The organism is Paracoccus kondratievae, from assembly GCF_009301415.1.
GTDB lineage: Bacteria > Pseudomonadota > Alphaproteobacteria > Rhodobacterales > Rhodobacteraceae > Paracoccus > Paracoccus kondratievae.
Genome location: NZ_CP045073.1, coordinates 398,084 through 418,288 on the forward strand (window position 1 = coordinate 398,084; position 20,205 = coordinate 418,288).

The 20,205-nt window shown below is 63.3% G+C and carries 17 protein-coding genes; 7 read left to right on the forward strand and 10 right to left on the reverse strand.

The genetic code is table 11. The annotated features are described in order from the left end of the window. Positions 1-7: 7 nt before the first annotated feature. The 3 genes from F8A10_RS13305 to F8A10_RS13315 all read right to left on the reverse strand — a co-directional run bounded on the left by F8A10_RS13305 (position 8) and on the right by F8A10_RS13315 (position 3,268). Positions 8-1,228, reverse strand: coding sequence for an MFS transporter (locus F8A10_RS13305; RefSeq protein WP_085501819.1), 1,221 nt, complete (start codon positions 1,226-1,228; stop codon positions 8-10). A 286-nt stretch (positions 1,229-1,514) separates the two neighbouring features. After that, on the reverse strand, positions 1,515-2,687 hold the full coding sequence (locus tag F8A10_RS13310) for a CmpA/NrtA family ABC transporter substrate-binding protein (RefSeq protein WP_010394466.1): 1,173 nt from the start codon (positions 2,685-2,687) through the stop codon (positions 1,515-1,517). Beyond that, complete coding sequence (locus F8A10_RS13315) at positions 2,678-3,268, reverse strand: ANTAR domain-containing response regulator (RefSeq protein ID WP_085501817.1); 591 nt, start codon at positions 3,266-3,268, stop codon at positions 2,678-2,680. The genes F8A10_RS13310 and F8A10_RS13315 overlap by 10 nt, the downstream gene beginning before the upstream one ends. Positions 3,269-3,595: 327 nt before the next feature. Between F8A10_RS13315 and urtA the strand changes: the two genes are divergently transcribed. The 7 genes from urtA (at position 3,596) to pdxY (ending at position 10,686) form a co-directional block, all read left to right on the forward strand. Beyond that, entirely contained in the window at positions 3,596-4,888 is a 1,293-nt protein-coding gene (gene urtA, locus F8A10_RS13320; protein WP_085501816.1) for an urea ABC transporter substrate-binding protein, read from the forward strand. Between the two features lie 69 nt (positions 4,889-4,957). After that, positions 4,958-6,538, forward strand: coding sequence for an urea ABC transporter permease subunit UrtB (gene urtB, locus F8A10_RS13325; protein ID WP_085501815.1), 1,581 nt, complete (start codon positions 4,958-4,960; stop codon positions 6,536-6,538). 1 nt (position 6,539) lies between these two features. Further along, on the forward strand, positions 6,540-7,616 hold the full coding sequence (gene urtC / locus F8A10_RS13330; RefSeq protein WP_152367560.1) for an urea ABC transporter permease subunit UrtC: 1,077 nt from the start codon (positions 6,540-6,542) through the stop codon (positions 7,614-7,616). Further along, a complete protein-coding gene (gene urtD / locus F8A10_RS13335) occupies positions 7,613-8,344 on the forward strand; it encodes an urea ABC transporter ATP-binding protein UrtD (RefSeq protein ID WP_010394459.1) in 732 nt (243 codons plus the stop codon). The genes urtC and urtD overlap by 4 nt, the downstream gene beginning before the upstream one ends. Next, the gene (gene urtE / locus F8A10_RS13340; protein ID WP_010394458.1) at positions 8,325-9,041 is read left to right on the forward strand and encodes an urea ABC transporter ATP-binding subunit UrtE; all 717 of its coding nucleotides are present in this window, start codon (positions 8,325-8,327) and stop codon (positions 9,039-9,041) included. The genes urtD and urtE overlap by 20 nt, the downstream gene beginning before the upstream one ends. Before the next feature lie 59 nt (positions 9,042-9,100). After that, positions 9,101-9,853 (forward strand): MOSC domain-containing protein, encoded by a 753-nt coding sequence (locus tag F8A10_RS13345; protein WP_152367561.1) that lies wholly within the window; start codon positions 9,101-9,103, stop codon positions 9,851-9,853. Beyond that, positions 9,850-10,686: a pyridoxal kinase gene (gene pdxY, locus F8A10_RS13350; protein WP_010394456.1), complete on the forward strand. Its 837-nt coding sequence runs from the start codon at positions 9,850-9,852 to the stop codon at positions 10,684-10,686. The genes F8A10_RS13345 and pdxY overlap by 4 nt, the downstream gene beginning before the upstream one ends. A 12-nt stretch (positions 10,687-10,698) precedes the next feature. Here the strand turns inward: pdxY and F8A10_RS13355 are convergent, their stop codons facing one another. The 7 genes from F8A10_RS13355 to F8A10_RS13385 form a co-directional block, all read right to left on the reverse strand. Continuing rightward, positions 10,699-13,011: a Tex family protein gene (locus tag F8A10_RS13355; protein ID WP_227493503.1), complete on the reverse strand. Its 2,313-nt coding sequence runs from the start codon at positions 13,009-13,011 to the stop codon at positions 10,699-10,701. Positions 13,012-13,189: 178 nt separating this feature from the next. Beyond that, positions 13,190-14,212 carry a LacI family DNA-binding transcriptional regulator gene (locus F8A10_RS13360; protein WP_029371677.1) on the reverse strand — a complete coding sequence of 341 codons (1,023 nt, stop codon included), beginning with the start codon at positions 14,210-14,212 and terminating at the stop codon, positions 13,190-13,192. Between the two features lie 155 nt (positions 14,213-14,367). After that, positions 14,368-15,645 (reverse strand): D-tagatose-bisphosphate aldolase, class II, non-catalytic subunit, encoded by a 1,278-nt coding sequence (locus F8A10_RS13365; RefSeq protein WP_085502551.1) that lies wholly within the window; start codon positions 15,643-15,645, stop codon positions 14,368-14,370. Between the two features lie 3 nt (positions 15,646-15,648). Beyond that, positions 15,649-16,590 (reverse strand): tagatose kinase, encoded by a 942-nt coding sequence (locus tag F8A10_RS13370; protein WP_085502552.1) that lies wholly within the window; start codon positions 16,588-16,590, stop codon positions 15,649-15,651. Positions 16,591-16,592: 2 nt separating this feature from the next. After that, positions 16,593-17,570 carry an ABC transporter permease gene (locus F8A10_RS13375; protein ID WP_152367563.1) on the reverse strand — a complete coding sequence of 326 codons (978 nt, stop codon included), beginning with the start codon at positions 17,568-17,570 and terminating at the stop codon, positions 16,593-16,595. Then, a complete protein-coding gene (locus tag F8A10_RS13380) occupies positions 17,567-19,075 on the reverse strand; it encodes a sugar ABC transporter ATP-binding protein (RefSeq protein WP_152367564.1) in 1,509 nt (502 codons plus the stop codon). Before F8A10_RS13380 ends, F8A10_RS13375 begins: the two co-directional genes overlap by 4 nt. A 62-nt stretch (positions 19,076-19,137) precedes the next feature. Continuing rightward, a complete protein-coding gene (locus F8A10_RS13385) occupies positions 19,138-20,025 on the reverse strand; it encodes a substrate-binding domain-containing protein (RefSeq protein ID WP_152367565.1) in 888 nt (295 codons plus the stop codon). Positions 20,026-20,205: the final 180 nt, after the last annotated feature.

Genomic DNA, 20,205 nt, shown 5'->3' on the forward strand with positions numbered 1-20,205 from the left:
TTATCTTTCAGGCGGCTTGCAGGGGCGCGCGGCCCATCTGGCGGATCGAGGCGTGCATCCACAGCGTGCAGGCTGCGACGAGCGCGAAAAGCGCGATGAAACAGCTGGACCACAGCCCGGTCTGATCGCGCAGCCAGCCAAAGAGCAGCGGCAGGACGAAACCGCCCAACCCGCCGATCATGCCGACAAGGCCGCCGACCGCGCCGACATGAGCGGGATAATAGCTGGGAATGTGCTTATAGACGGCCGCCTTGCCGAGGCTCATGAAAAAGCCAAGGACAAAGATCACGATCAGGAACACCGAAACCGGCACAGCCCCGGGCAGCGACAGGATCGCGGTCGCGGCAAGTGAGACGATAAAGGTCGCATACATCACCGACCGCGCCCCGATCCGGTCAGACAGCACGCCTCCATAGGCGCGAAAGATCGAACCGGGGATCGAATAGGCCGCGCCGATCATCCCGGCAGTCCTGATGTCGAACCCGTAAACCTGCGTCAGGTAATGCGGCAGCCACAGGGCCAGCGCCACGAAACCGCCAAAGCTGAAGAAGTAATAGGCCGAAAAGCGCCAGACCCGCATCTGGGCAAGCGGTGCGAACTCGGCCCGCAGCGAGGTTCTGCGCCCTGCCCCGGTGGCGGTGACCGGATCCTCTTTGCTAAAGATCCAGAACAGTACCGCAGTCAGCGCCAGCGCAGCAGCCCAGATCTGCGCTGTCGCCTGCCAGCCAAAGGCCAGCATGACAAAAGGCGCCACGAATTTGGTCAGTGCAGCGCCGACATTGCCGGTGCCAAAGATGCCCAGCGCCGTGCCCTGACGCCCCTTTGCATAAAAGCGTGAAACATAGGCGACGCCGACCGCGAATGACCCGCCGGCCAACCCGACGCCAAGCGCGGCAATAAGCATCTGCGGCCAGGTCGATGCCCAGGACAAAAGAAAGGTCGCAACCGCGGCTGCGAGCATGGTCAGCGTATAGACGCGCCGCCCGCCCAGCCGGTCGGTCAGTACGCCCAATGCAATCCGCACCAGCGAGCCGGTCAGGATCGGCAGCCCGATAAGCAGGCCAAACTGAGTTTCGCCGAGCAACAGCTCTTCGCGGATCTGTAACCCGATGATCGAAAAAATGGTCCAGACGGCAAAGCAGATGGTGAAGGCAAAGGTCGAGAAGCCCAACGCGCGGCAGGCCTCGGCAGGTGATGCGGGGGATGTCTGAGAGGTAAGGGCGGGCATGATGGCTCCGATGCGTTTCTGATGGCGAAGGCTGTCGGAAAGCGTGGGCCGGGCGGCAAAGGGCCGCGGCGGAACATGCGCTTTCAGGGGGGATGGATCTCCGCGCCCTTGCGGAATCCGTGCCGCATCATTGCGAGCGGGCCCATGGCGCGCCGTTGCGTCGGGCCATGAGTTCAGACTGGATCAGGGAAAACGTTGGATCAAGGATTGATGCGGCATCGCAGCATTACCTGACCGCTTCGCCCGAAAGCCGGGCAGGCAAACGAGTAGTCTGCCTGCAAAACGCTCAATCCGCGAAAGGCGGCTCAAACACCGTGCCATCAAAGAACGCATCGGCACGCAGAATCATCTGGCCTTTTTCGGCACCGACCTCGCGATCCTCGGTCAGGGCACCTTCAAGCCGGGCCGAGGCTCCGGGCAGGGCGGCCCCGGCCGCGCGCAGGTGCTGACGGTAAAGATCGGTACGGAAATGCGCCATCGCCCGCCGCATTGCGGCATCGGGCTGTAACCCATAGCGCCGCGCAATGCGCTGCGCAAAAAGCGCGGCAAGGCTTTTCCACGGAAAGGTCGCGGCACCGGCGTGAAAGGCGACAAAGCCCGGCACGTGGCGGATTTCGCCCGAAGGGGTCACCTGCAAGCGCCCGGTCAGACCGCGTTCAGCCAGTTCGGCGGGCAGGTCCAGATATTCGCGCCGCGACAGAATCTCGGCAGCGGTATCGCGGTTCTCACGCTCATCCAGCCAGCGCCCGGCACGCCAGATCGCGCGCATCAGCGCCCCCGTCATCTCGGGCTCGGCCGCGATAAAGTCCCGTCGCAGCACCAGCCCCTTTTCAGGCGGAGAGGCCCAGACAGCCGTGCCGGGCAAAAGCAGCGCCGCGACACCCCGATCCACCGCGCTGGAGGCCCATGGCTCACCAACGCAAAATGCATCGACCTCGCCCGCCGCCATGGATTCCGCCATCAGCGGGGGCGGCACGGTCACGACCTCAGGCGCCGCATCAAAACCGCAGACGCCAAGCCAGTGCTGCATCAGCTCCAGCTGGGTCGAGAAATGAAACGGCACCCCCACGCGCAGCCGCTCGGGCGCCGCGCGGCGCAGTGCCTCGCCGGCCTTGCGCGCGTCACGAAAGTCGAAGTCATGGCCCAGATCACGCATCCGCGCAGCCAGGGCAGCACTGACCGCCACCGCCTGCCCGCCCTGGGACAGAAACATTACCAGATCCAGATCCGGCAGGGCCGGACCCAGCCCCATCGCCTGCGCTACCGGCATGGGCGCCAGCATATGCGCGGCCTCGATCAGCCCCGCGCCCAGCATGTCCCGGGCCTGCGCCCATGCGCCAAGGCGCAAAAGGCTGAACTCAAGCCCCTCTTCAGCAGCAAAGCCCAATTCGGCCGCGACGATCAGCGGCGCAGCGTCGATCAGCGGCACATAGCCAAGGCGCACAGATGTCAGCCGCATGAAAGCAACCCCGCGGCAAGGACAAGCTGCTGGGCGATCTCGGCCACGCGTTTGCCCTGATCCATCGCCGTCTTGCGCAGCAGGGCATAGGCGGCCTCTTCGTCGATGCCGCGCGCCTTCATCAGTACGGCCTTGGCGCGGTCGATGACCTTGCGCTCTTCCAGCGCGGCGCGGGTCGCGGCCAGTTCCGCGCGCATACGCTGAAACATGTGAAACCGCGCAATGGCCGCATCAAGGATCGGCTTGATCCGGTCGGGGCGCAGCCCGTCTACGACATAGGCGGAAATCCCAGCCTCGACCGCAGCTCGGGTCAGATGCTCGTCCGAGCGGTCGACGAACATGGCCACCGGCCGTTCGGTCGGACCCGACGCCAGCGCCAGCTCTTCGAGCACGTCGCGTGAAGGGTTGGCAAGATCAATGAGCACGATATCTGGCCGAAACTCGGCGATGTGGCGGGCAAGGCCGGTTTCCTCCGAGATGATGCGAATGTCGTGGTCTCCGATCTCGCGCAGCCCGTCCACGATCGGGGCGGCACGTTCCGGGTCGGGCTCGATGACCACGATCGAAAGACGCTTGTCCATCTGGTTCCTGCTCTCTTTCGTCCCAGCAGGTGCCAGCTTGGCGGCGCACCCGCAACGCATCGCGCCCTTGCCGCGCGCGCCATCCGTCATCTGCGCAAGGACCGGGCAGATATTCCGCCCGCCGCCCGCATCCCGGGCAGAACACGGGTTCCGCCGGGGCGCGAACATTGCAATGCCGCCTGACCGGGCAAGTGCGACACGGGGTTGCCTGCCATCAGGGCGCGCCCGGTTTTCTGCCGCCCCCGGCACGGTTCGCGCTGGTTCTGCGCCGCCGCGAGGCCGTTAGCTTGGCGCAGTTCCCTTCGTCCTTATCCGGAGAACGTCCGCATGAAACTCCCATCCCTTACCGCATCGCTGCTTTCCGCTTTGATCGGCACGGCTGCGCTGGCCGAGGACACATCCGAGCCGATCAAGGTCGGCATCCTGCATTCGCTGTCGGGCACGATGGCGATTTCCGAGACCACGCTTAAAGACGCCATGCTGATGCTGATCGAGCAGCAAAATGCCAGGGGCGGCGTCCTTGGCCGCAAGCTCGAACCAGTGGTGGTCGACCCGGCCTCGGACTGGCCTCTTTTTGCTGAAAAGGCGCGCGAGCTGATCGCGGGTGATCAGGTGGCCGCTGTCTTTGGCTGCTGGACCAGCGTGTCACGCAAATCGGTGCTGCCGGTGTTTCGCGAACTCGACAGCATCCTGTTCTATCCCGTCCAATACGAGGGCGAGGAATCCGAGCGTAACGTCTTTTACACTGGCGCGGCACCAAACCAGCAGGCGATCCCCGCAGTCGAATATCTGATGGATCAGGGGGTCGAACGTTGGGTGCTGGCCGGCACCGACTATGTCTATCCACGGACCACGAACAAGATCCTTGAGCAATTTCTTAAGGACAGGGGCGTCGCGGATGAGGATATCCTGATCAACTACACGCCCTTTGGTCAGTCCGACTGGCAGACGATCGTTTCGGACATCAAGGCCTTTGGCAGCACTGGCAAGAAAACGGCAGTCGTCTCGACCATCAACGGCGATGCGAACGTGCCTTTCTATAAGGAACTTGCCAATCAGGGCATCACCGCCGAACAGATCCCCGTCGTCGCCTTTTCCGTCGGCGAGGAAGAGCTGGCGGGCATCGACACCGCGCCGCTGGTCGGTCACATGGCCGCATGGAACTATTTCCAAAGCGTGGACGACCCTGCGAATTACGAATTCATCGACGCCTGGCACAAGTTCACCGGCAGCGACAAACGCGTGACCAACGACCCGATGGAGGCCCATTACATCGGCTTTAACATGTGGGTGAAGGCGGTCGAAAAAGCCGGCACCACCGACCCCGACAAGGTCATCGACGCCATGGTCGGCATCGAGGTTCCGAACCTTACGGGTGGCAAGGCCATCATGGGCAAGGATCACCACATTACCAAGCCGGTCATGGTGGGCGAGATCAATGCCGAGGGCCAGTTCGACATCGTCTGGGAAAGCGAAGGCGAGGTTCCCGGCGACGCCTGGTCCGATTACCTGCCCGGCTCAAAGGATCTGATCGCCGATTGGACCGATCCGATCCGCTGCGGCAATTACAACACCACGACCAAGACCTGCGGCGGCGCCGAAACCACCGCATCGAACTGATCCCATCCATGAAGAAAGACCGCGCGCCGCACCCTTGTAGTGCCGCGCGCGGGCCAGGCGAGGGACCATATGCGACTGATCCGGCTGATCCTGCTTTGCCTTATCATGCCCGCCGCAGCGCTGGCGCAAAGCTTTGAGGAAATCGCCAGGGCCCTGCCCGAGGGCAGCTATGACGACCGCGCGGACCGTGTCTCGGCACTGGCCAGCAGCGGCGATCCCCGGGCCGAGGCGCTGTTGACCGCACTGGTCGGCGGCGATCTGGCAGTGCTGAAATCCGACGGCCGGTTGGTAATCGTCACCGATGGCAGCGCCACAGATGCGCTGAGCGGCGATCCCGCAGGCTCGGTCACCCGCCGGGATGTGACCCCGGTGCGGGTGAACAACAACCTGCGTGGCCATGTTCGTGCCGCCTTGGGCACGCTGGGTCTTGTCGCCGAAAGCCCCGCCGCACGCACCCGCGCCGCCGCGCAGGTCGAGGCCGCGCCCGATCCCGCGCAGCTATCCGCATTGGAGGCTGCACTATCGCGGGAAACCGACACAAAAGCCCGCGACGCGCTGGAAATTGCGCGGGCATCAGTGCTGCTTGTCGCGCCCGATGCCACACCCGACGAACGGGCCGAGGCCCTTGCCCTGATCGCCGAGCGGCGTGGCGCGGCGGCACAAGGTCGGATCCGCCCGCTGCTCTCTGATCCGGCGCTAAAGGATGCAGCCCGGACGGCGCTTGCAGATATCGAACGCGCCGAGGCACTGCGTGGATGGGGGTTGACGCTTTGGCAGGGGTTGTCGCTCGGCTCGGTTCTGCTGCTTGCGGCCATCGGCCTGTCGATCACCTTTGGCGTCTGCGGCGTCATCAATATGGCGCATGGCGAACTGGTGATGCTTGGCGCCTATACGACCTTCATGGTCCAAGAGGTCATCCGCACCCACGCGCCGGGGCTTTTTGACTGGTCGCTGGCGATTGCCCTGCCGCTTGCCTTTCTTGTCACTGCCGCCATCGGCATCGCGGTTGAGCGTGGCATCGTACGCAGGCTTTACGGCCGGCCGCTTGAAACTCTGCTTGCCACATGGGGCGTCAGCCTGATCCTGCAACAGGCGGTCCGCTCGATCTTTGGGCCAAACAACCGGCAGGTCGGCAACCCCTCCTGGATGTCGGGCAGTGTCGAGGTGCTGGGCCTGTCGCTGACCTGGAATCGCATCTGGATCATGTTGTTCGCGCTGGCCGTCTTTGGCTTTCTGATGCTGGTGCTGCGCCGCACCGCGCTGGGGTTGCAGATGCGTGCCGTCACCCAGAACCGCGCCATGGCGGCAGAAATGGGCATCCGCACCGGCCGCGTCGATGCGCTGACCTTTGGTCTTGGTGCCGGGATCGCCGGGCTGGCGGGGGTGGCGCTTAGCCAGATCGACAACGTCTCACCGAACCTAGGTCAGGGTTATATCGTCGACAGCTTCATGGTTGTGGTCTTTGGTGGGGCAGGCTCACTTTGGGGCACGCTGGCCGGGGCGTTCACGCTGGGCATCGTGAACAAGCTGGCTGAGCCTTTGGCCGGGGCGATGCTCGCCAAGGTGATGATCCTGATCTTTATCATCCTGTTCATCCAGAAACGCCCGCGTGGTCTGTTCCCGACCCGTGGCCGGGCGGTGGAGGGCTGACATGCGCCTGATCGACCGCAACATGACCGTCTTTCTAGGCGGGCTTTTCATCCTTACCGTGGCGATCCCGCTGATGCAGGGCAATATCCTGCCCGGCTATGCTATTCAGCTTGCGGGGAAATACCTTTGCTACGCGCTGCTTGCCGTGGCGCTGGACCTGGTCTGGGGCTATGCTGGCATCCTGTCGCTGGGACATGGTGCATTCTTCGCGCTTGGCGCCTATGTCATGGGCATGCATCTGATGCGCGAGATCGGCACGCGCGGCGTCTATGCCAATCCCGAACTGCCCGATTTCATGGTCTTTCTGAACTGGGACAGCCTGCCATGGTACTGGCTCGCCTCGGGCAGTTTTGCTGCAACGCTGGCGCTGATCCTGCTCGTGCCGGGCTGCCTGGCCTTTGTCTTTGGCTGGTTCGCCTTTCGGGCACGGGTCAGCGGAGTTTATCTGTCGATCATCACGCAGGCGATGACCTATGCGCTGATGCTGGCGTTTTTCCGCAACGAGATGGGTTTTGGCGGCAATAACGGCCTGACCGACTTCAAGGACCTGCTGGGAGTATCGCTGTCCTCGCCGGAAATGCGACTTGTGCTATTTATCGCTTCGGCGCTGGCGCTGGCGGGCGGGCTACTGCTTGCCCGGGCGATCACGGCAAGTCACCTTGGCCGGGTGCTGGTCGCAATCCGCGATGCCGAGAGCCGAACCCGCTTTCTTGGCTACCGGGTCGAGCATTACAAACTGTTCGTCTGGACCGTCTCGGCCATGATGGCGGGGGTGGCGGGCGCGCTTTACGTTCCTCAGGTCGGGATCGTGAACCCGGGGGAATTCGCACCCGCAAACTCGATTGAAGTGGTGATCTGGGTGGCGCTTGGCGGCCGGGGCACGCTGGCCGGAGCCGCACTTGGCGCAATCATGGTTGCGCTGACGCGCACATTGCTGACCGGCTGGCTGCCCGACGCGTGGCTGTATGCGCTGGGGGCTCTGTTCATCCTCGTCACGCTATATCTGCCCAAGGGGATCGTCGGTGCGCTTGGGGATCTGCGCCCTGCCCGCAAGCAGTCAAAGGAGGTTCCGGCATGACCATCCTCAACATCGACAGCGTATCGAAAAGCTTTGACGGTTTCAGGGCAATCAACGATCTGAACCTTGCCATCGACAAGGGAGAGCTGCGCGCCATCATTGGCCCGAACGGCGCAGGCAAGACCACGATGATGGACCTGATTACCGGTCGTATCCGGCCTGACCGCGGCACGCTGTTCTTTGACACCACCCATGATCTGACGCGACTGGACGAAGCAGGCACCGCCCGGCTGGGCATCGGCCGCAAGTTCCAAAAGCCAACGGTCATCGAAAGCCTGACCGTGGCCGAAAATATCGACCTGGCCCTGGCTGGACCCCGCGACGTCTGGTCGGCCCTGCGTGGCCCACATGGCAAGTCAGCGGTGAAAGAGCGTGCCCGGCTGCTTGATCTGGTGCGCCTGCCTGACCCTGACCTGCTTGCCGGTGCGCTGAGCCACGGCCAGAAACAATGGCTGGAAATCGCGATGTTGCTTGCGCAAAAACCGCGCCTTTTGCTGGTGGATGAGCCCGCCGCCGGCATGACCGACGCCGAGACGATGCGCACCGCAGAGCTGTTGCGCAGCCTTGCGGGCGAGCATTCGATCGTGGTGGTCGAGCATGACATGGATTTCGTCCGCGCGCTCGATTGCCGCGTCACGGTCCTGCATCAGGGTCATGTGCTGGCCGAGGGGCCGCTTGACCATGTTTCCCGCAATCCCGAGGTAATCGATGTCTATCTTGGCCGCTGACGCGCTGGTCGTCGAAAATGTCAGCCTGCATTACGGCGCGGCGCAGGCGCTGCGCGGGGTCTCGCTACAGGCACCGGTCGGGCAGGTCACGGCGGTCATGGGCCGCAACGGCGTTGGCAAGACCAGCCTGATGCGGGCCATCACCGGACGCGAAAAGGTCTCGGCCGGACGGATATCGCTTGCCGGCCGCGACCTGACCCATCTGCCGCCCCACGCGCGGGCGCGGGCGGGTGTTGCCTCATGTCCGCAGGGGCGCGAGATATTTCCCTTGCTGACCGTGCGCGAGAATCTTGAGACCGGCTTTGCAGGCCTGCCCCGCGCCGAGCGTCACGTCCCGCCCGAGGTCGATGAGCTGTTTCCGATACTGGGTGAGATGGCGCAGCGGCGCGGCGGCGACCTGTCAGGCGGACAACAGCAACAGCTTGCCATCGGCCGGGCGCTGGTGACACGGCCAAAACTATTGGTCCTCGACGAGCCGACCGAAGGCATCCAGCCTTCGGTCATCAAGGACATCGGCCGCGCCATCCGCTATCTGCGCGATCAGGGCCGCATGGCTATCGTACTGGTCGAGCAATATGTCGACTTCGCGCTGGAACTTGCGGACCGCATCATCGTCCTGGATCGTGGCACGGTAGTGATGCAGGGCGAAGCCGCTGCCATGGACCATGACGCCCTGCGCCGTGCGATTGCGGTCTAGCCATCTTGAGCCTGCCCCGGCTTTGGCTAATCTGGCCACGGCAGTGAACAGAGGACGCCATGGCCGAGATCATCCTGCTGACCGGCAAGGCCGCGCCGCTGCCGGGCAGCGATCAGTCGAGCGGTATCGACAAGCACCCGGTTGACCACCCGCTGGCGCTGGGACCGGAGGGCTTTGCGGGCGATGAACAGGCCGACCGGCGCGTGCATGGCGGGCCGGAAAAGGCTGTGCATCATTATCCGTTCGATCACTATGCGGCCTGGCGGGATGAACAGGCCTCTCTGGCGCCCTTGGGGCAGCCGGGGGTTTCGCACCCCCGGACCCCCGCGGGATATTTGGGCACGAAAGAAGCTTTTAGGTTGCTGGAGACCGCGGGGGCCTTTGGCGAGAATATCTCGACCCTTGGGCTGGATGAGGGAAAGGTGGCGGTCGGTGACATCTTTCGTCTGGGGTCGGCCCTTGTTCAGGTCAGTCAGGGACGGCAGCCCTGCTGGAAGCTGAACCACCGGTTCGGGGTCAGAGACATGGCCCGCCGCGTCCAGCAAAGCGGGCGCACCGGCTGGTATTACCGTGTCCTGCAACCCGGCACCGTCGCGCCGGGGGACCGGCTGGAGCTGATTGACCGCATCGCGCCCGATTGGACACTGCGCCGGCTTTGGCATGCGCTTTATGTGGACCGGCTGAACATGACCGAGTTGCAGGGCATTGCCGCGCTGGAGGTTCTGGCCGAAGGCTGGCGGCGCTATGCCATGCGCCGGCTGGAAAGCGGCCGGGTCGAGGACTGGACGAAGCGACTGGAGGGAAGCCCATGATCCGCCCGCTTGTGATCTCAATTCAGAGCCAGGTGGTTCTGGGCCATGTCGGCAATTCGGCAGCAGTGTTTCCGATGCTTGCCGCCGGACTGGAGGTGACACCGATCCCGACAGTGATCTTTTCGAATACCCCCGACTACCCAAGTCTGCGCGGCAGACCACTGCCCGGCGATTTCTTTGCCGAGCTGTTGCAGGGGGCCTGGGATCGCGGTTTGCCCGAACGGGCGGATTTCGTGCTGACCGGCTATATCGGCTCAATCGAGGTGGCGCGGCTGATCGCTGATTTCGTCGCCAAAGCCAAAGCGGTCAACCCGCGCCTGCGCTATTACTGCGATCCGGTTCTGGGCGATGAGCAGCCGGGGCTGTATGTGCCCAAAGAGATCGCGGACATCTTTCGCGACCGGCTGTTGCCTATGGCCGATATCGCCTCGCCCAATCCGTTCGAGATTGCATGGCTGACCGGGCAGCCTATCGCAGAGCTGGCGGATGTCCATCACGCAGCAGAGGCGCTGCACATGGCGCCTGAGGCACAGCTGATCGTCACCGGCTGCAAGCTGCGCGAGACCGCGCCCGGTATGCTGGAAAGCGTCATTCGCGGCCCTGACGGGCTGACACGCCATCCGACGCCCCACCTGCCAGTGGCCATGGCCGGGACCGGAGATCTGTTCGCCGGGCTGATCACTGCCGCGCTTGGGCAAGGCCGCAGTCTTGCCCAAGCGGTCGAGTTTGCGCAGGTCCAGACTTCGCGCGCACTGGCACGGGCAGCCGAACTGGGCACCAAAGAGGTCGTGCTGTCGGACCCAGAGTTCCGCGCCGCCCTGCTGAGGGCCTGACCCGCGCCCCGCCTAGTTCTTGCGCAGCGCGTTCAGCAGCGCCGCGCCAAGCGCGCCGGGCTGTTCCTTGCCTGCAGGGGCGGCTGATTTGGGGCCGCGTCCCGATTGGGGTCTGGGCCCCCGCTCTTTCTGCGCGTCGCGTGCCGGGGCGCCGCCGTCCTTGCGCATGGTCAGGCCGATGCGTTTGCGCGGCACATCAACCTCGGTCACGCGGACCTTGACCACTTGGCCTACCTTCACAACCTCATTCGGGTCTTTTACAAAACGATCGGCCAGCTGGCTGATGTGCACAAGCCCGTCCTGATGCACACCGATATCGACGAAAGCACCAAAGGCCGCCACGTTGGTCACCGTCCCCTCCAGCACCATGCCGGGACGCAGATCGGTGATCTCTTCGACACCTTCGGCAAAGCTTGCCGTGACAAAGCTTGGCCGTGGGTCACGACCGGGCTTTTCCAGCTCGGACAGGATATCGCGGATGGTGGGCAGGCCGAAATGATCATCGACAAAGGTCTCGGCCCGGATTCCCTTCAGCGCCTCGCCATTGCCCATGATCTGGCGGATGTCCCGACCGCAGGCAGCGACGATGCGGCGCGCGACGCCATAAGCCTCGGGGTGGACGGCAGAGGCATCGAGCGGCTCTTTTCCGTCGCGAATGCGCAGGAATCCGGCGCATTGTTCAAAGGCGCGCGGGCCCAGGCCGCCGACCTTTTTCAGCGCGGCGCGCGACGGGAACGGTCCTTGCGCGTCACGATGCGCGACAATCGCCTGTGCCAGTGACGGGCCCAGGCCGGCCACATGGGCAAGCAGCGGCGCAGAGGCAGTGTTCAGGTCGACGCCGACCGCGTTCACCGCATCCTCGACCACGGCCTCAAGCGTCCGGGCAAGCTGGCGCTGGTCGACGTCATGCTGATATTGGCCGACCCCGATCGATTCGGGGGGCACCTTGACCAGTTCGGCCAAGGGGTCCTGCAGGCGCCGGGCAATCGAGACCGCACCGCGCAGCGACACATCAAGTTCGGGAAACTCTTTCGCAGCCAGTTCCGAGGCGGAATAGACCGAGGCCCCAGCTTCGGAAACGATCACCTTGACCGGAGCCTTGACCCCGGTGGGCAAACGTTTGAGCACATCGGCCACGAACCGCTCGGTCTCGCGGCTGGCAGTGCCATTACCGATTGCGATCAATTCGATCTTGTGGCGCAGGATGGCTGCGGCCAGCGCCACCTCGGCCCCGCGCAGGTCGGATTTCGGCGGAAAGGGGTAAAGGGTCGCCGTCTCGACCAGCTTGCCGGTTCCGTCCACAGCAGCAAGCTTGACCCCGGTGCGGATGCCGGGATCAAGCCCGATGGTCGGACGCGGCCCGGCGGGCGAGGCCAGCAACAGATCCTTGAGATTGCGACCGAAAACCCGGATCGCTTCGGCATGGGCACGGGTGCGCAGCTCGGTCAAAAGGTCGATATACATGGTGTTGGACAGCCGTACACGCCAGCACCATCCAGCCACCTTGCGTAGCCACAGGTCGCCCGGCTGATCGCCCAGTCGGCCCAGAGCTGCGGCAACGATACCCTCGGCCCGCATTGTACCGGTCTCAGGCTCGGGCGCGATTCCGATGGTCAGGATTTCCTCTTTGGCGCCGCGCAGGATCGCCAGCGCCCTATGCGCCGGGATCGACGCCCATTTCTCGGCATGGTCAAAGTAGTCGCTGAACTTGGCACCGGCCTGCTCTTTGCCCGGCATCACCTTGGCAGAAATGATCGCCTCGGATTGCATGAACTCGCGCAACCGACCAAGAAGCGCCGCATTCTCGGACAGTTCCTCGACCAGAATGTCGCGCGCGCCATCAAGCGCCGCTTTCACATCCGGAACAGCCCCGGTCACATAGGCGGCGGCCAGCGCCTCAGGCGCAGTGGCACGGTCCTCTTGAATGGCACGCAACAGCGGCTCCAGTCCGTTTTCGCGCGCGATCATCGCCTTGGTGCGTCGCTTGGGCTTGAAGGGCAGGTAGATATCTTCAAGCGTGGCCTTGCTTTCCGCCCCGGCGATGGCGCGGGCCAGATCATCGGTCAGCTTGCCCTGCCCCTTGATCGATTCCAAAATTGCCACCCGCCGCGCCTCAAGTTCGCGCAGATAGACCAGCCGTTCGGAAAGGGTACGCAGCTGTGTGTCGTCCAGCCCCCCCGTCACCTCTTTGCGGTAGCGGGCAACAAAGGGCACGGTAGCACCACCATCAAGAAGGGCCGCCGCCGCCATAACCTGTGCAGGGTTGGCGTTGATCTCGGCGGCTATGGTGCGGGCAATGCGATCGGTTGCGTCCACGGGCGGCATCCTCTGCTGACTGGAGCGCCGTCATAGCCAAAAGCCGCCGGCGTTCCAAGCATACCGTGGCAGCGTCTTCAGGACAGCCGCACCGCCCTGAGAGAGTGCCACAAAGCTGGCAGCAACAGACTGCGAGCAGTCGATAAATATTTTTGCTCGTGAAAAGTTAAAATGATACGGGATAAAATCAGGCAGAGGCACGCAGGATCAGCTTGCCCTCAAGCCGCCGCAAAGGATTTGAGGGGCGCACACCGTTCTCGATCATGCCGAAAAGCGTGTCGACGCTGTTTTCCGCAATTGATACATAGTCTTGTGCGACAGTGGTCAGGCCGGGGGCGGTAAAGCGGGCCATAGGATGGTCGTCATGACCCGCCACGCGCAGGGCGGTAGCCGCGCCGCGCCCTACCCTGAGCCCCTTTTCAAAGGCTGCGGCGATCAGGCCGATGGCGATACGATCATTGGCGCAAAGAACGGTATTGGTGGGCAGCCCATGTGCCGACAGCAGGCGCAGACCGGCGTCATAGCCCAGTTCCTCGAAATCCCATCGGGTCGACTCGACCGGGAAAACATGGGGCTGAAACCCCTGTTCTTCCATGGCACGGACATAGGCCTCACGTCGCTCACGGGCGTTGGTGTTAACGGCGGGCATGTCGAGAAAACAGGGTGGCTCGCCGCTGCGGCACAGGTAATCAACCATCAGACCAACGGTTTGAAAATTGTCGGTTCCGACAAAAATTTCATCTCCATTCATATGGTTGTCGAAAATCACCGTCGGGATATCAGCAGCGAGTTGATGAATGCGGTCCGAGGCAGAGCTGTCCCCAAGCGGTGCGATAACCGCCCCCGCGATGCGCAGGGAATAAAGCATCTCGATGGCGCTCAGCTCACGCTCGGTATCACCATGCGAGCACAGGACGATGGCCCAATAGCCGGCCTCGATGCAGCGGGTTTCGATCTGGCGCACGATTTCGGCATAGAACGGATCGACGATATGGGGGACAAGGATGCCGATATTCCTGGTCAGCTTGCGGTTCTGATTGATGGCAAAAAGGTTCGGGCGGTAACCGTAGCGGGCAATCGCCTCTTCGATCCTCTCACGAGTCGAACGCCGGACGCTGGACGGATCATTGAAATATTTCGAGATCGTCGGCCGAGAGATACCGCTGACGGCCGAGAACTCTTCCATATTCCTGATCTTCTGCTCTTCCATACAGCCCCCCTTGTCCGGCTTGACGCCGAAGCATTTTTTATCTCGCGTAAAGACTTAATTTGACAATATCATCCTGCGGACGATGCCGGTCAATAGCAGCCCCCTGCCCGTCGCAAACCTGATGGGCGGGGGCGTGTTTTCGCCACGGCGCACCCTCAGGGACAACAGGCAGCGACATAGTCCTGTGCCAACTTCTCGACTGCGGCCAGGACCAGATCGCGGGCGCGTGGTGGTAACCGGCCGGCCCGCACATCGGGATAAAGACCTCCCAGATATTGCGAGATCAGCGTTTCGGGCAAATCGACCCCCTCAAGCAGCGCGAAAAGCGCGCTCACGGCCTGTTCGGCAGCAGGCTGTGGCCAGTAATAGCGGATGCGGTCGCTATACGAAAAATGGCGCTGCAATGCGCGCTCGGCGTCAGAGCCGTGATAGTAGCGGTCCCAGTTGCCGGGGGCGTCAAGCATCACCTCTTCCATCACCTCGCGCAGACGGCGGAGGTGCCGGTCGGGGAACAGTTCGCCGGCGATGGCATCAAGACCGTAAAGCGCCTCGCGCAGCACAAAGGTCAACCCGGGCCCAACCTTAAGGATGGCAAAGCCATCCCGGACCAGCGCCCCCAATGCCCCGCGGGTCTGATAATCGGTTGAATGCGCCTCGTACACCAGCCCGGGCATCCGGGCCAGCGCGGCGCTAAGATCACGCGCAGCCTCGGGGTCATAATCGACAACATTGTGGTTGCCGAACTCGACCCCCGGCTGGACCACCAGACCGATAACGCGGGCGAAAGCATCATCCTGACCGGCATCGGCAAAGGCCTGACGGTGCACCTGAAAGGTGGTCAGCGCCGCCTCGGGACTGGTGACCTCCAGCGTTTCGATTTCCTCCATCGCACCGCCCGGGATCGGGACTTCGGTGCCGATGATATAGACCGGGGCAATACCGTCCTGGGGACGCGCGGCCTCGGCTGCGGCTGCCAGCCGCGCGGCACGGGCGGCGGTAGTGGCGTCATCCAACGCCACCGGCTCACCCGCACAACCCATCGAGCAGTCGAGATGCAGCTTGGTAAAACCGGCGGCAGCAAAGGCGCGGATCATCACCTCGGCCTTTTCCATCGCCTGATCCGCAGGAAGGCTCTTCCAGGGGTTCGGGCCCAGATGATCACCGCCAAGGATCAGCCGCTGCAACGGGAAACCTACGCGCGCCGCGATCTCTTCGACAAAGCGGCGAAAATCGGCGGGGGTCATGCCGGTATAGCCGCCGTCCTGATTGACCTGGTTGCAGGTCGCCTCGATCAGCAGCGGCAGGGGCGTTGGCAGGGTACAGCGCATCGCGGCCTCGATCGCCATCGCATGAGCGGTGCAGATCGAAGGGATGCCCGAGGGGCCGGGGCGATAACGCCATCCGGCAATGGATTTCAGGGGGTTGTCGGTCATGTCTCAGCCTTTCCGTTCCGCAAGCAGCGCATCGAGTTCGGCACGGGTCGAGGTGCCCTCCATCGGGCCCAGCCGGGTGACGGCGCGGGCTCCGGCGGCATTGGCCAGATCAAGGGCCTGCGAGGGCTCTGCCCCCGCCAGCCACAGGCTGAGGAAGGCACCACCGAAAGTGTCGCCCGCCCCGGTCGGATCAACCTCATCCACCGGGAGCGGCGCAGCGTCGAGCCTAAGACCCTGCTGAAACAGGCTTGCACCAAGCGCGCCGCGTTTCACGACCACGGTGCGGATGCCGCGACCCAGCAGCGAGGCGATCACCGCCGCCTCATCCCGGGCGGGATCGAACAAAAACAGCTCTTCCCCCGAGGGCATGAACAGGTCGGTCATCGCCAGCACCACATCCAGCGCCTCGCGCATGCCGGGCGCGTTCAACAGCTCTGGCCGCAGGTTCGGATCAAACGAGATGGTACCGCCCCGCGCCTTGATACGCTGCGCCGCATCCATCACCATCGCCCCAAGCTCCGGCGCCGAAAAGGCCGAGCCCATGACGTGCAGATGGGTGCAGCTGTCGATCAGCGCCCCGGATGCCGGGGTCGGTCGCAGCTTGCCGCAGGCCGAATGGCGGATGTTATAGACAAAGGCGCGGCTGCCGTCCTCGCGGTATCGAACGAAGGCGCTGCCGGTGCTTTCGCCCGGTGCGATCTCGATCCCCGAGACATCGACGCCATCTGCCGCAAGCCGCCTGATATTCACCTGTCCGAAATCGTCATCGCCGACGCGCGAGACGATGGCACAGGCAGTACCCATCTTGCCAACCTGGTCGATAAAGATCGCCGGAGCGCCCGAGGGGAACGGCCCGACCAGCGGCTGTGCCTCAAGAAATCCGTTGCCGCGGGTGGTGGCGACGATCTCGACCAGAACCTCGCCGATTGTAAGAACCTTAACCATCTTTACCCCTGCCGCCGCTTGGCGCGCACGTCCAGCCAGACCGCAACCAGGATCACCAGACCCTTGACGATAAGCTGATAGAAATAGGGCACGGACAGCATGTTCATGCCGTTGTTCATCACTCCGATGATCAGCGCGCCGATCAGCGTCCCGACCATGGTGCCGACACCGCCGGCAAGACTGGTGCCCCCCAGAACCGCCGCCGCGATGGCGTCAAGTTCATAGCTCATGCCCGCATTGGTCTGGGCCGAGTAAAGGCGAGAGGAAAGCAGGATCCCCGAGATCGCCGCCATGACGCCCGAAAGGGTAAAGATGGCGATCTTGAGCCGGTCGACCTTGATGCCGGAATAAAGCGCCGCCTCGCGGTTGCCCCCGGTCAGATATGTACGACGGCCAAAGGTCGTGCGCGACAGCAGGACATGGTTGAAAATGAACAGGACCCCGACAATCCAGATGATGATCGGGATGCCTGCCAGCCGGTCGCTGCCGATGGCTGTCCATGACGCGTCCGAGATCATCGCCGGCGCACCGTTGGTCGGCAGGCTGACAAAGCCACGATAGATGCCCATGGTCGCGACGGTCACGATGAACGAGGGCAGAGCCAGCTTGGCGGTCAGCACCCCGTTGATCAGTCCCATCAGGGCCCCGGCCGCCAGTGTGAACAACAGCGCAGGAACAAAGCCCACGCCAAAGGCCAGCGCCTGTGCACCAGCCATCCCCGCAACGGCGATGATCGAGCCGATGGAAAGGTCGATTTCCCCCAGCAGGATCACCCAGGTCATGCCAAAGGCCGCAATCGCGACCACCGCTACCTGTTGCAGGATGTTGGTCAGGTTTGCGACCGTCATGAAACGTTCGTTCAGCAGCGTGAAGATCACGCAAAGCAGCACCAGCGACACAAGAATGCCGCCGTATTGATGCAGCGCCACGACAAGCTGCTGCCTGCCCGCGCGGGGTGTATTATCGGTCGTCTGGGTCATTGATGGGTTCCCGTTGCATGGGCCATGACGCGTTCGGGCGTCAGTTCGCTGCGCGCCAGCGTTGCCTTAAGGGCGCCTTCGGACATGATGGCGATGCGATCCGCGAGCCCCAGCACCTCGGGCAGTTCCGAGGACACCAAAAGGATCGCCGTTCCTTCGGCGGCCAGTTCGCGGATGATGCGATAGATTTCGAATTTCGCCCCGACATCGACGCCGCGGGTCGGCTCATCAAGGATCAGGACGCGCGGACGGGTCAGCAGCCATTTCGCCAGCACGATCTTTTGCTGGTTCCCACCCGACAAGGTGCCGGCAATGGTGTTAAGCGAACTGGTCCGGATGGCGAGGCGCCTTACCTCATCCAGCGCCGCGCGGCGTTCACGACCAAAGCGCAGAAAACCCGCGCTGCCTGCAAATTGCGGCAAGGCCGCCATCGAGATGTTCGGACGCACCGCCGCACCAAGGACCAGGCCTTCTTCCTTGCGGTTTTCGGTGACAAAGCCGATGCCTGCGGCAATGGCCTCGGCCGGGGAGCCGATGCGGGAAGGCTTGCCCCCAAGCAGGACCTGTCCCGTATGCGCGCCCATGCCAAACAGGGCCTTCATCACCTCGGACCGGCCCGAGCCGATCAGGCCGAAAAAGCCCAGGATCTCACCGGGGCGAACGTCAAAGCTGATCTCGCGAAAGCCCGGACCGCTCAGCCCCTGCACCTCAAGCGCGGGCGCAACCTCGGGTCCGGGCGCAGGGGCAAGGCGCGGCGGATAGATCTCATCCATACGGCGACCGACCATCAGGGTGATCAGCTCTTCAATCGAGGTTTCGTCCCGCTGACGCGTTGCTACATAGGCGCCATCGCGGATGACCGTAATGTCATCAGAGAGGCGCATGATCTCTTCCATCCGGTGCGAGATATAAAGGATCGCCGTCCCCCGCGCCTTGAGACGGTCAATGATGCGAAACAGGATCTCGGCCTCGGAATCCGACAGGGACGAGGTTGGCTCATCGAGGATCAGAACCTTGGCAGGACGGCTAAGGCCCTTGGCGATTTCAACCAGCTGGCGCTGCGCAATCGAAAGCCGGCCGACCTTGGCGTCAACATCGACCGGCAGCCCCAGATCGCGGACCAGCTCGGCCGCCCGCGCCCGCAGTTCGCGGTCGTTAATGAAACCCAGACGCGAGGGCTCGTGCATGGCCATGATGTTTTCGGCCACGGTCAGGTTGTTGCACAGGCTGAGTTCCTGAAACACGATGGCGATACCCTGGGCCGCCGCATCGCGCGGGCTTTGAGGCTGGTAGGGCCGGCCTTCCAGCCGCATCTCACCACCCGAGGGCGGATGCACCCCGACCAGAATCTTCATCAGGGTCGATTTCCCGGCCCCATTCTCGCCCAGAATAGTGTGGACACGGCCGGGCTGCACCTCAAGCCGCATGGACTTCAGTGCCTCGACCGGGCCGAAACGCTTGCTGACGTCGCGCATCGACAGCACGACGGGCGTAGCCTCGCTCATCCTCTTGCCCTCCAGGGGAAAGCGCGGGGCAAGGCCATAAGGCCGCGCCCCGCGCTGCTGGCTTATTTCCTGGTGTAAACGCCGGGCACGATGGGCTGTTCGGCCGGAACCTCTTTGCCCGCGATGACATCGACGGCGGTGTCGATCGCAGTCTTGCCCATCTCTTGCGGGAACTGCTGGATCACGCCGACCATGACCGGATTGGTGTCAACGGCGTTGCGGGCCTCTTCCATGCCGTCAAAGCCGATGACCCTGACCTGATCCTCAAGCCCGGCCGATTTGACCGCAACCGCCGCAGCAAGCGCAGCGTCATCGCCAAAACCAAAGATTCCGGTGATCTCGGGGTTCGCTTGCAGCATATTCTGGGACACGGCCAAAGCTTCGGCGCGGGTGATGCCGGTTTGCTGTGCGACAATTTCGATCTCGGGGTGGGACTCGAGCGCCTTCTTAAAGCCTTCGACCCGGGCGACGACCGATTGCACGGTCGGATAGTCGATGATCGCAACCTTGCCCTTGCCGCCCAGAACCTCGGCCATCAGCTCACCAGCTTTGACGCCGCCGGTGTAGTTGTCGGTACCGATATGCGAGGTCACCTTGGCCTCGGCTGCGGGGACGTCCACGGTCACGACCTTGATGCCGGCCGCGTCGGCCTTGGCAATCGCCGCCGCCACGCCCTGGCTGTCCACGGGCGAAATCACGATGACATCGACGCCCTTGACGATAAAATCCTCGACATCCGCAAGCTGTTTGTTCAGGTCCTGGTTAGCGATGCTGACTTCCAGGGCCACGCCTTTGGCCTTGGCCTCGGCCTTCATCGCATCGGCCAGCTCGATATAGAACGGATGCTGCTGGGTCAGCAGCGAGGCGCCGATGCCGTCAGCGAATGCAGCGCCACCCATGGTCAGGGCAACAGTGGTCAACAGCGCCGGGAGCGCTTTCTTGAAGGTCATGGAATCCTCCCAGGATCTCGCATTTCGAGGAGAGTTAGGTCGGCACGCCCGACTGTCCACCGAGGCTCCTCCCCACGGCGGTTCAGGGAAAGTTAGGCAAATAATTTACGCGTGTCAAATTTAAAGTTTGTTCGCGGTGATGCTGATAAAAACTTCTGCGCATCCATCTGATTCATCATC

Bases quoted from the DNA above. Each gene is read 5' to 3' on its own strand.
- F8A10_RS13305 (WP_085501819.1), bottom strand. From the start codon at position 1,228: ATGCCCGCCCTTACCTCTCAGACATCCCCCGCATCACCTGCCGAGGCC.
- F8A10_RS13310 (WP_010394466.1), bottom strand. From the start codon at position 2,687: ATGCGGCTGACATCTGTGCGCCTTGGCTATGTGCCGCTGATCGACGCT.
- F8A10_RS13315 (WP_085501817.1), bottom strand. From the start codon at position 3,268: ATGGACAAGCGTCTTTCGATCGTGGTCATCGAGCCCGACCCGGAACGT.
- urtA (WP_085501816.1), top strand. From the start codon at position 3,596: ATGAAACTCCCATCCCTTACCGCATCGCTGCTTTCCGCTTTGATCGGC.
- urtB (WP_085501815.1), top strand. From the start codon at position 4,958: ATGCGACTGATCCGGCTGATCCTGCTTTGCCTTATCATGCCCGCCGCA.
- urtC (WP_152367560.1), top strand. From the start codon at position 6,540: ATGCGCCTGATCGACCGCAACATGACCGTCTTTCTAGGCGGGCTTTTC.
- urtD (WP_010394459.1), top strand. From the start codon at position 7,613: ATGACCATCCTCAACATCGACAGCGTATCGAAAAGCTTTGACGGTTTC.
- urtE (WP_010394458.1), top strand. From the start codon at position 8,325: ATGTCTATCTTGGCCGCTGACGCGCTGGTCGTCGAAAATGTCAGCCTG.
- F8A10_RS13345 (WP_152367561.1), top strand. From the start codon at position 9,101: ATGGCCGAGATCATCCTGCTGACCGGCAAGGCCGCGCCGCTGCCGGGC.
- pdxY (WP_010394456.1), top strand. From the start codon at position 9,850: ATGATCCGCCCGCTTGTGATCTCAATTCAGAGCCAGGTGGTTCTGGGC.
- F8A10_RS13355 (WP_227493503.1), bottom strand. From the start codon at position 13,011: ATGCCGCCCGTGGACGCAACCGATCGCATTGCCCGCACCATAGCCGCC.
- F8A10_RS13360 (WP_029371677.1), bottom strand. From the start codon at position 14,212: ATGGAAGAGCAGAAGATCAGGAATATGGAAGAGTTCTCGGCCGTCAGC.
- F8A10_RS13365 (WP_085502551.1), bottom strand. From the start codon at position 15,645: ATGACCGACAACCCCCTGAAATCCATTGCCGGATGGCGTTATCGCCCC.
- F8A10_RS13370 (WP_085502552.1), bottom strand. From the start codon at position 16,590: ATGGTTAAGGTTCTTACAATCGGCGAGGTTCTGGTCGAGATCGTCGCC.
- F8A10_RS13375 (WP_152367563.1), bottom strand. From the start codon at position 17,570: ATGACCCAGACGACCGATAATACACCCCGCGCGGGCAGGCAGCAGCTT.
- F8A10_RS13380 (WP_152367564.1), bottom strand. From the start codon at position 19,075: ATGAGCGAGGCTACGCCCGTCGTGCTGTCGATGCGCGACGTCAGCAAG.
- F8A10_RS13385 (WP_152367565.1), bottom strand. From the start codon at position 20,025: ATGACCTTCAAGAAAGCGCTCCCGGCGCTGTTGACCACTGTTGCCCTG.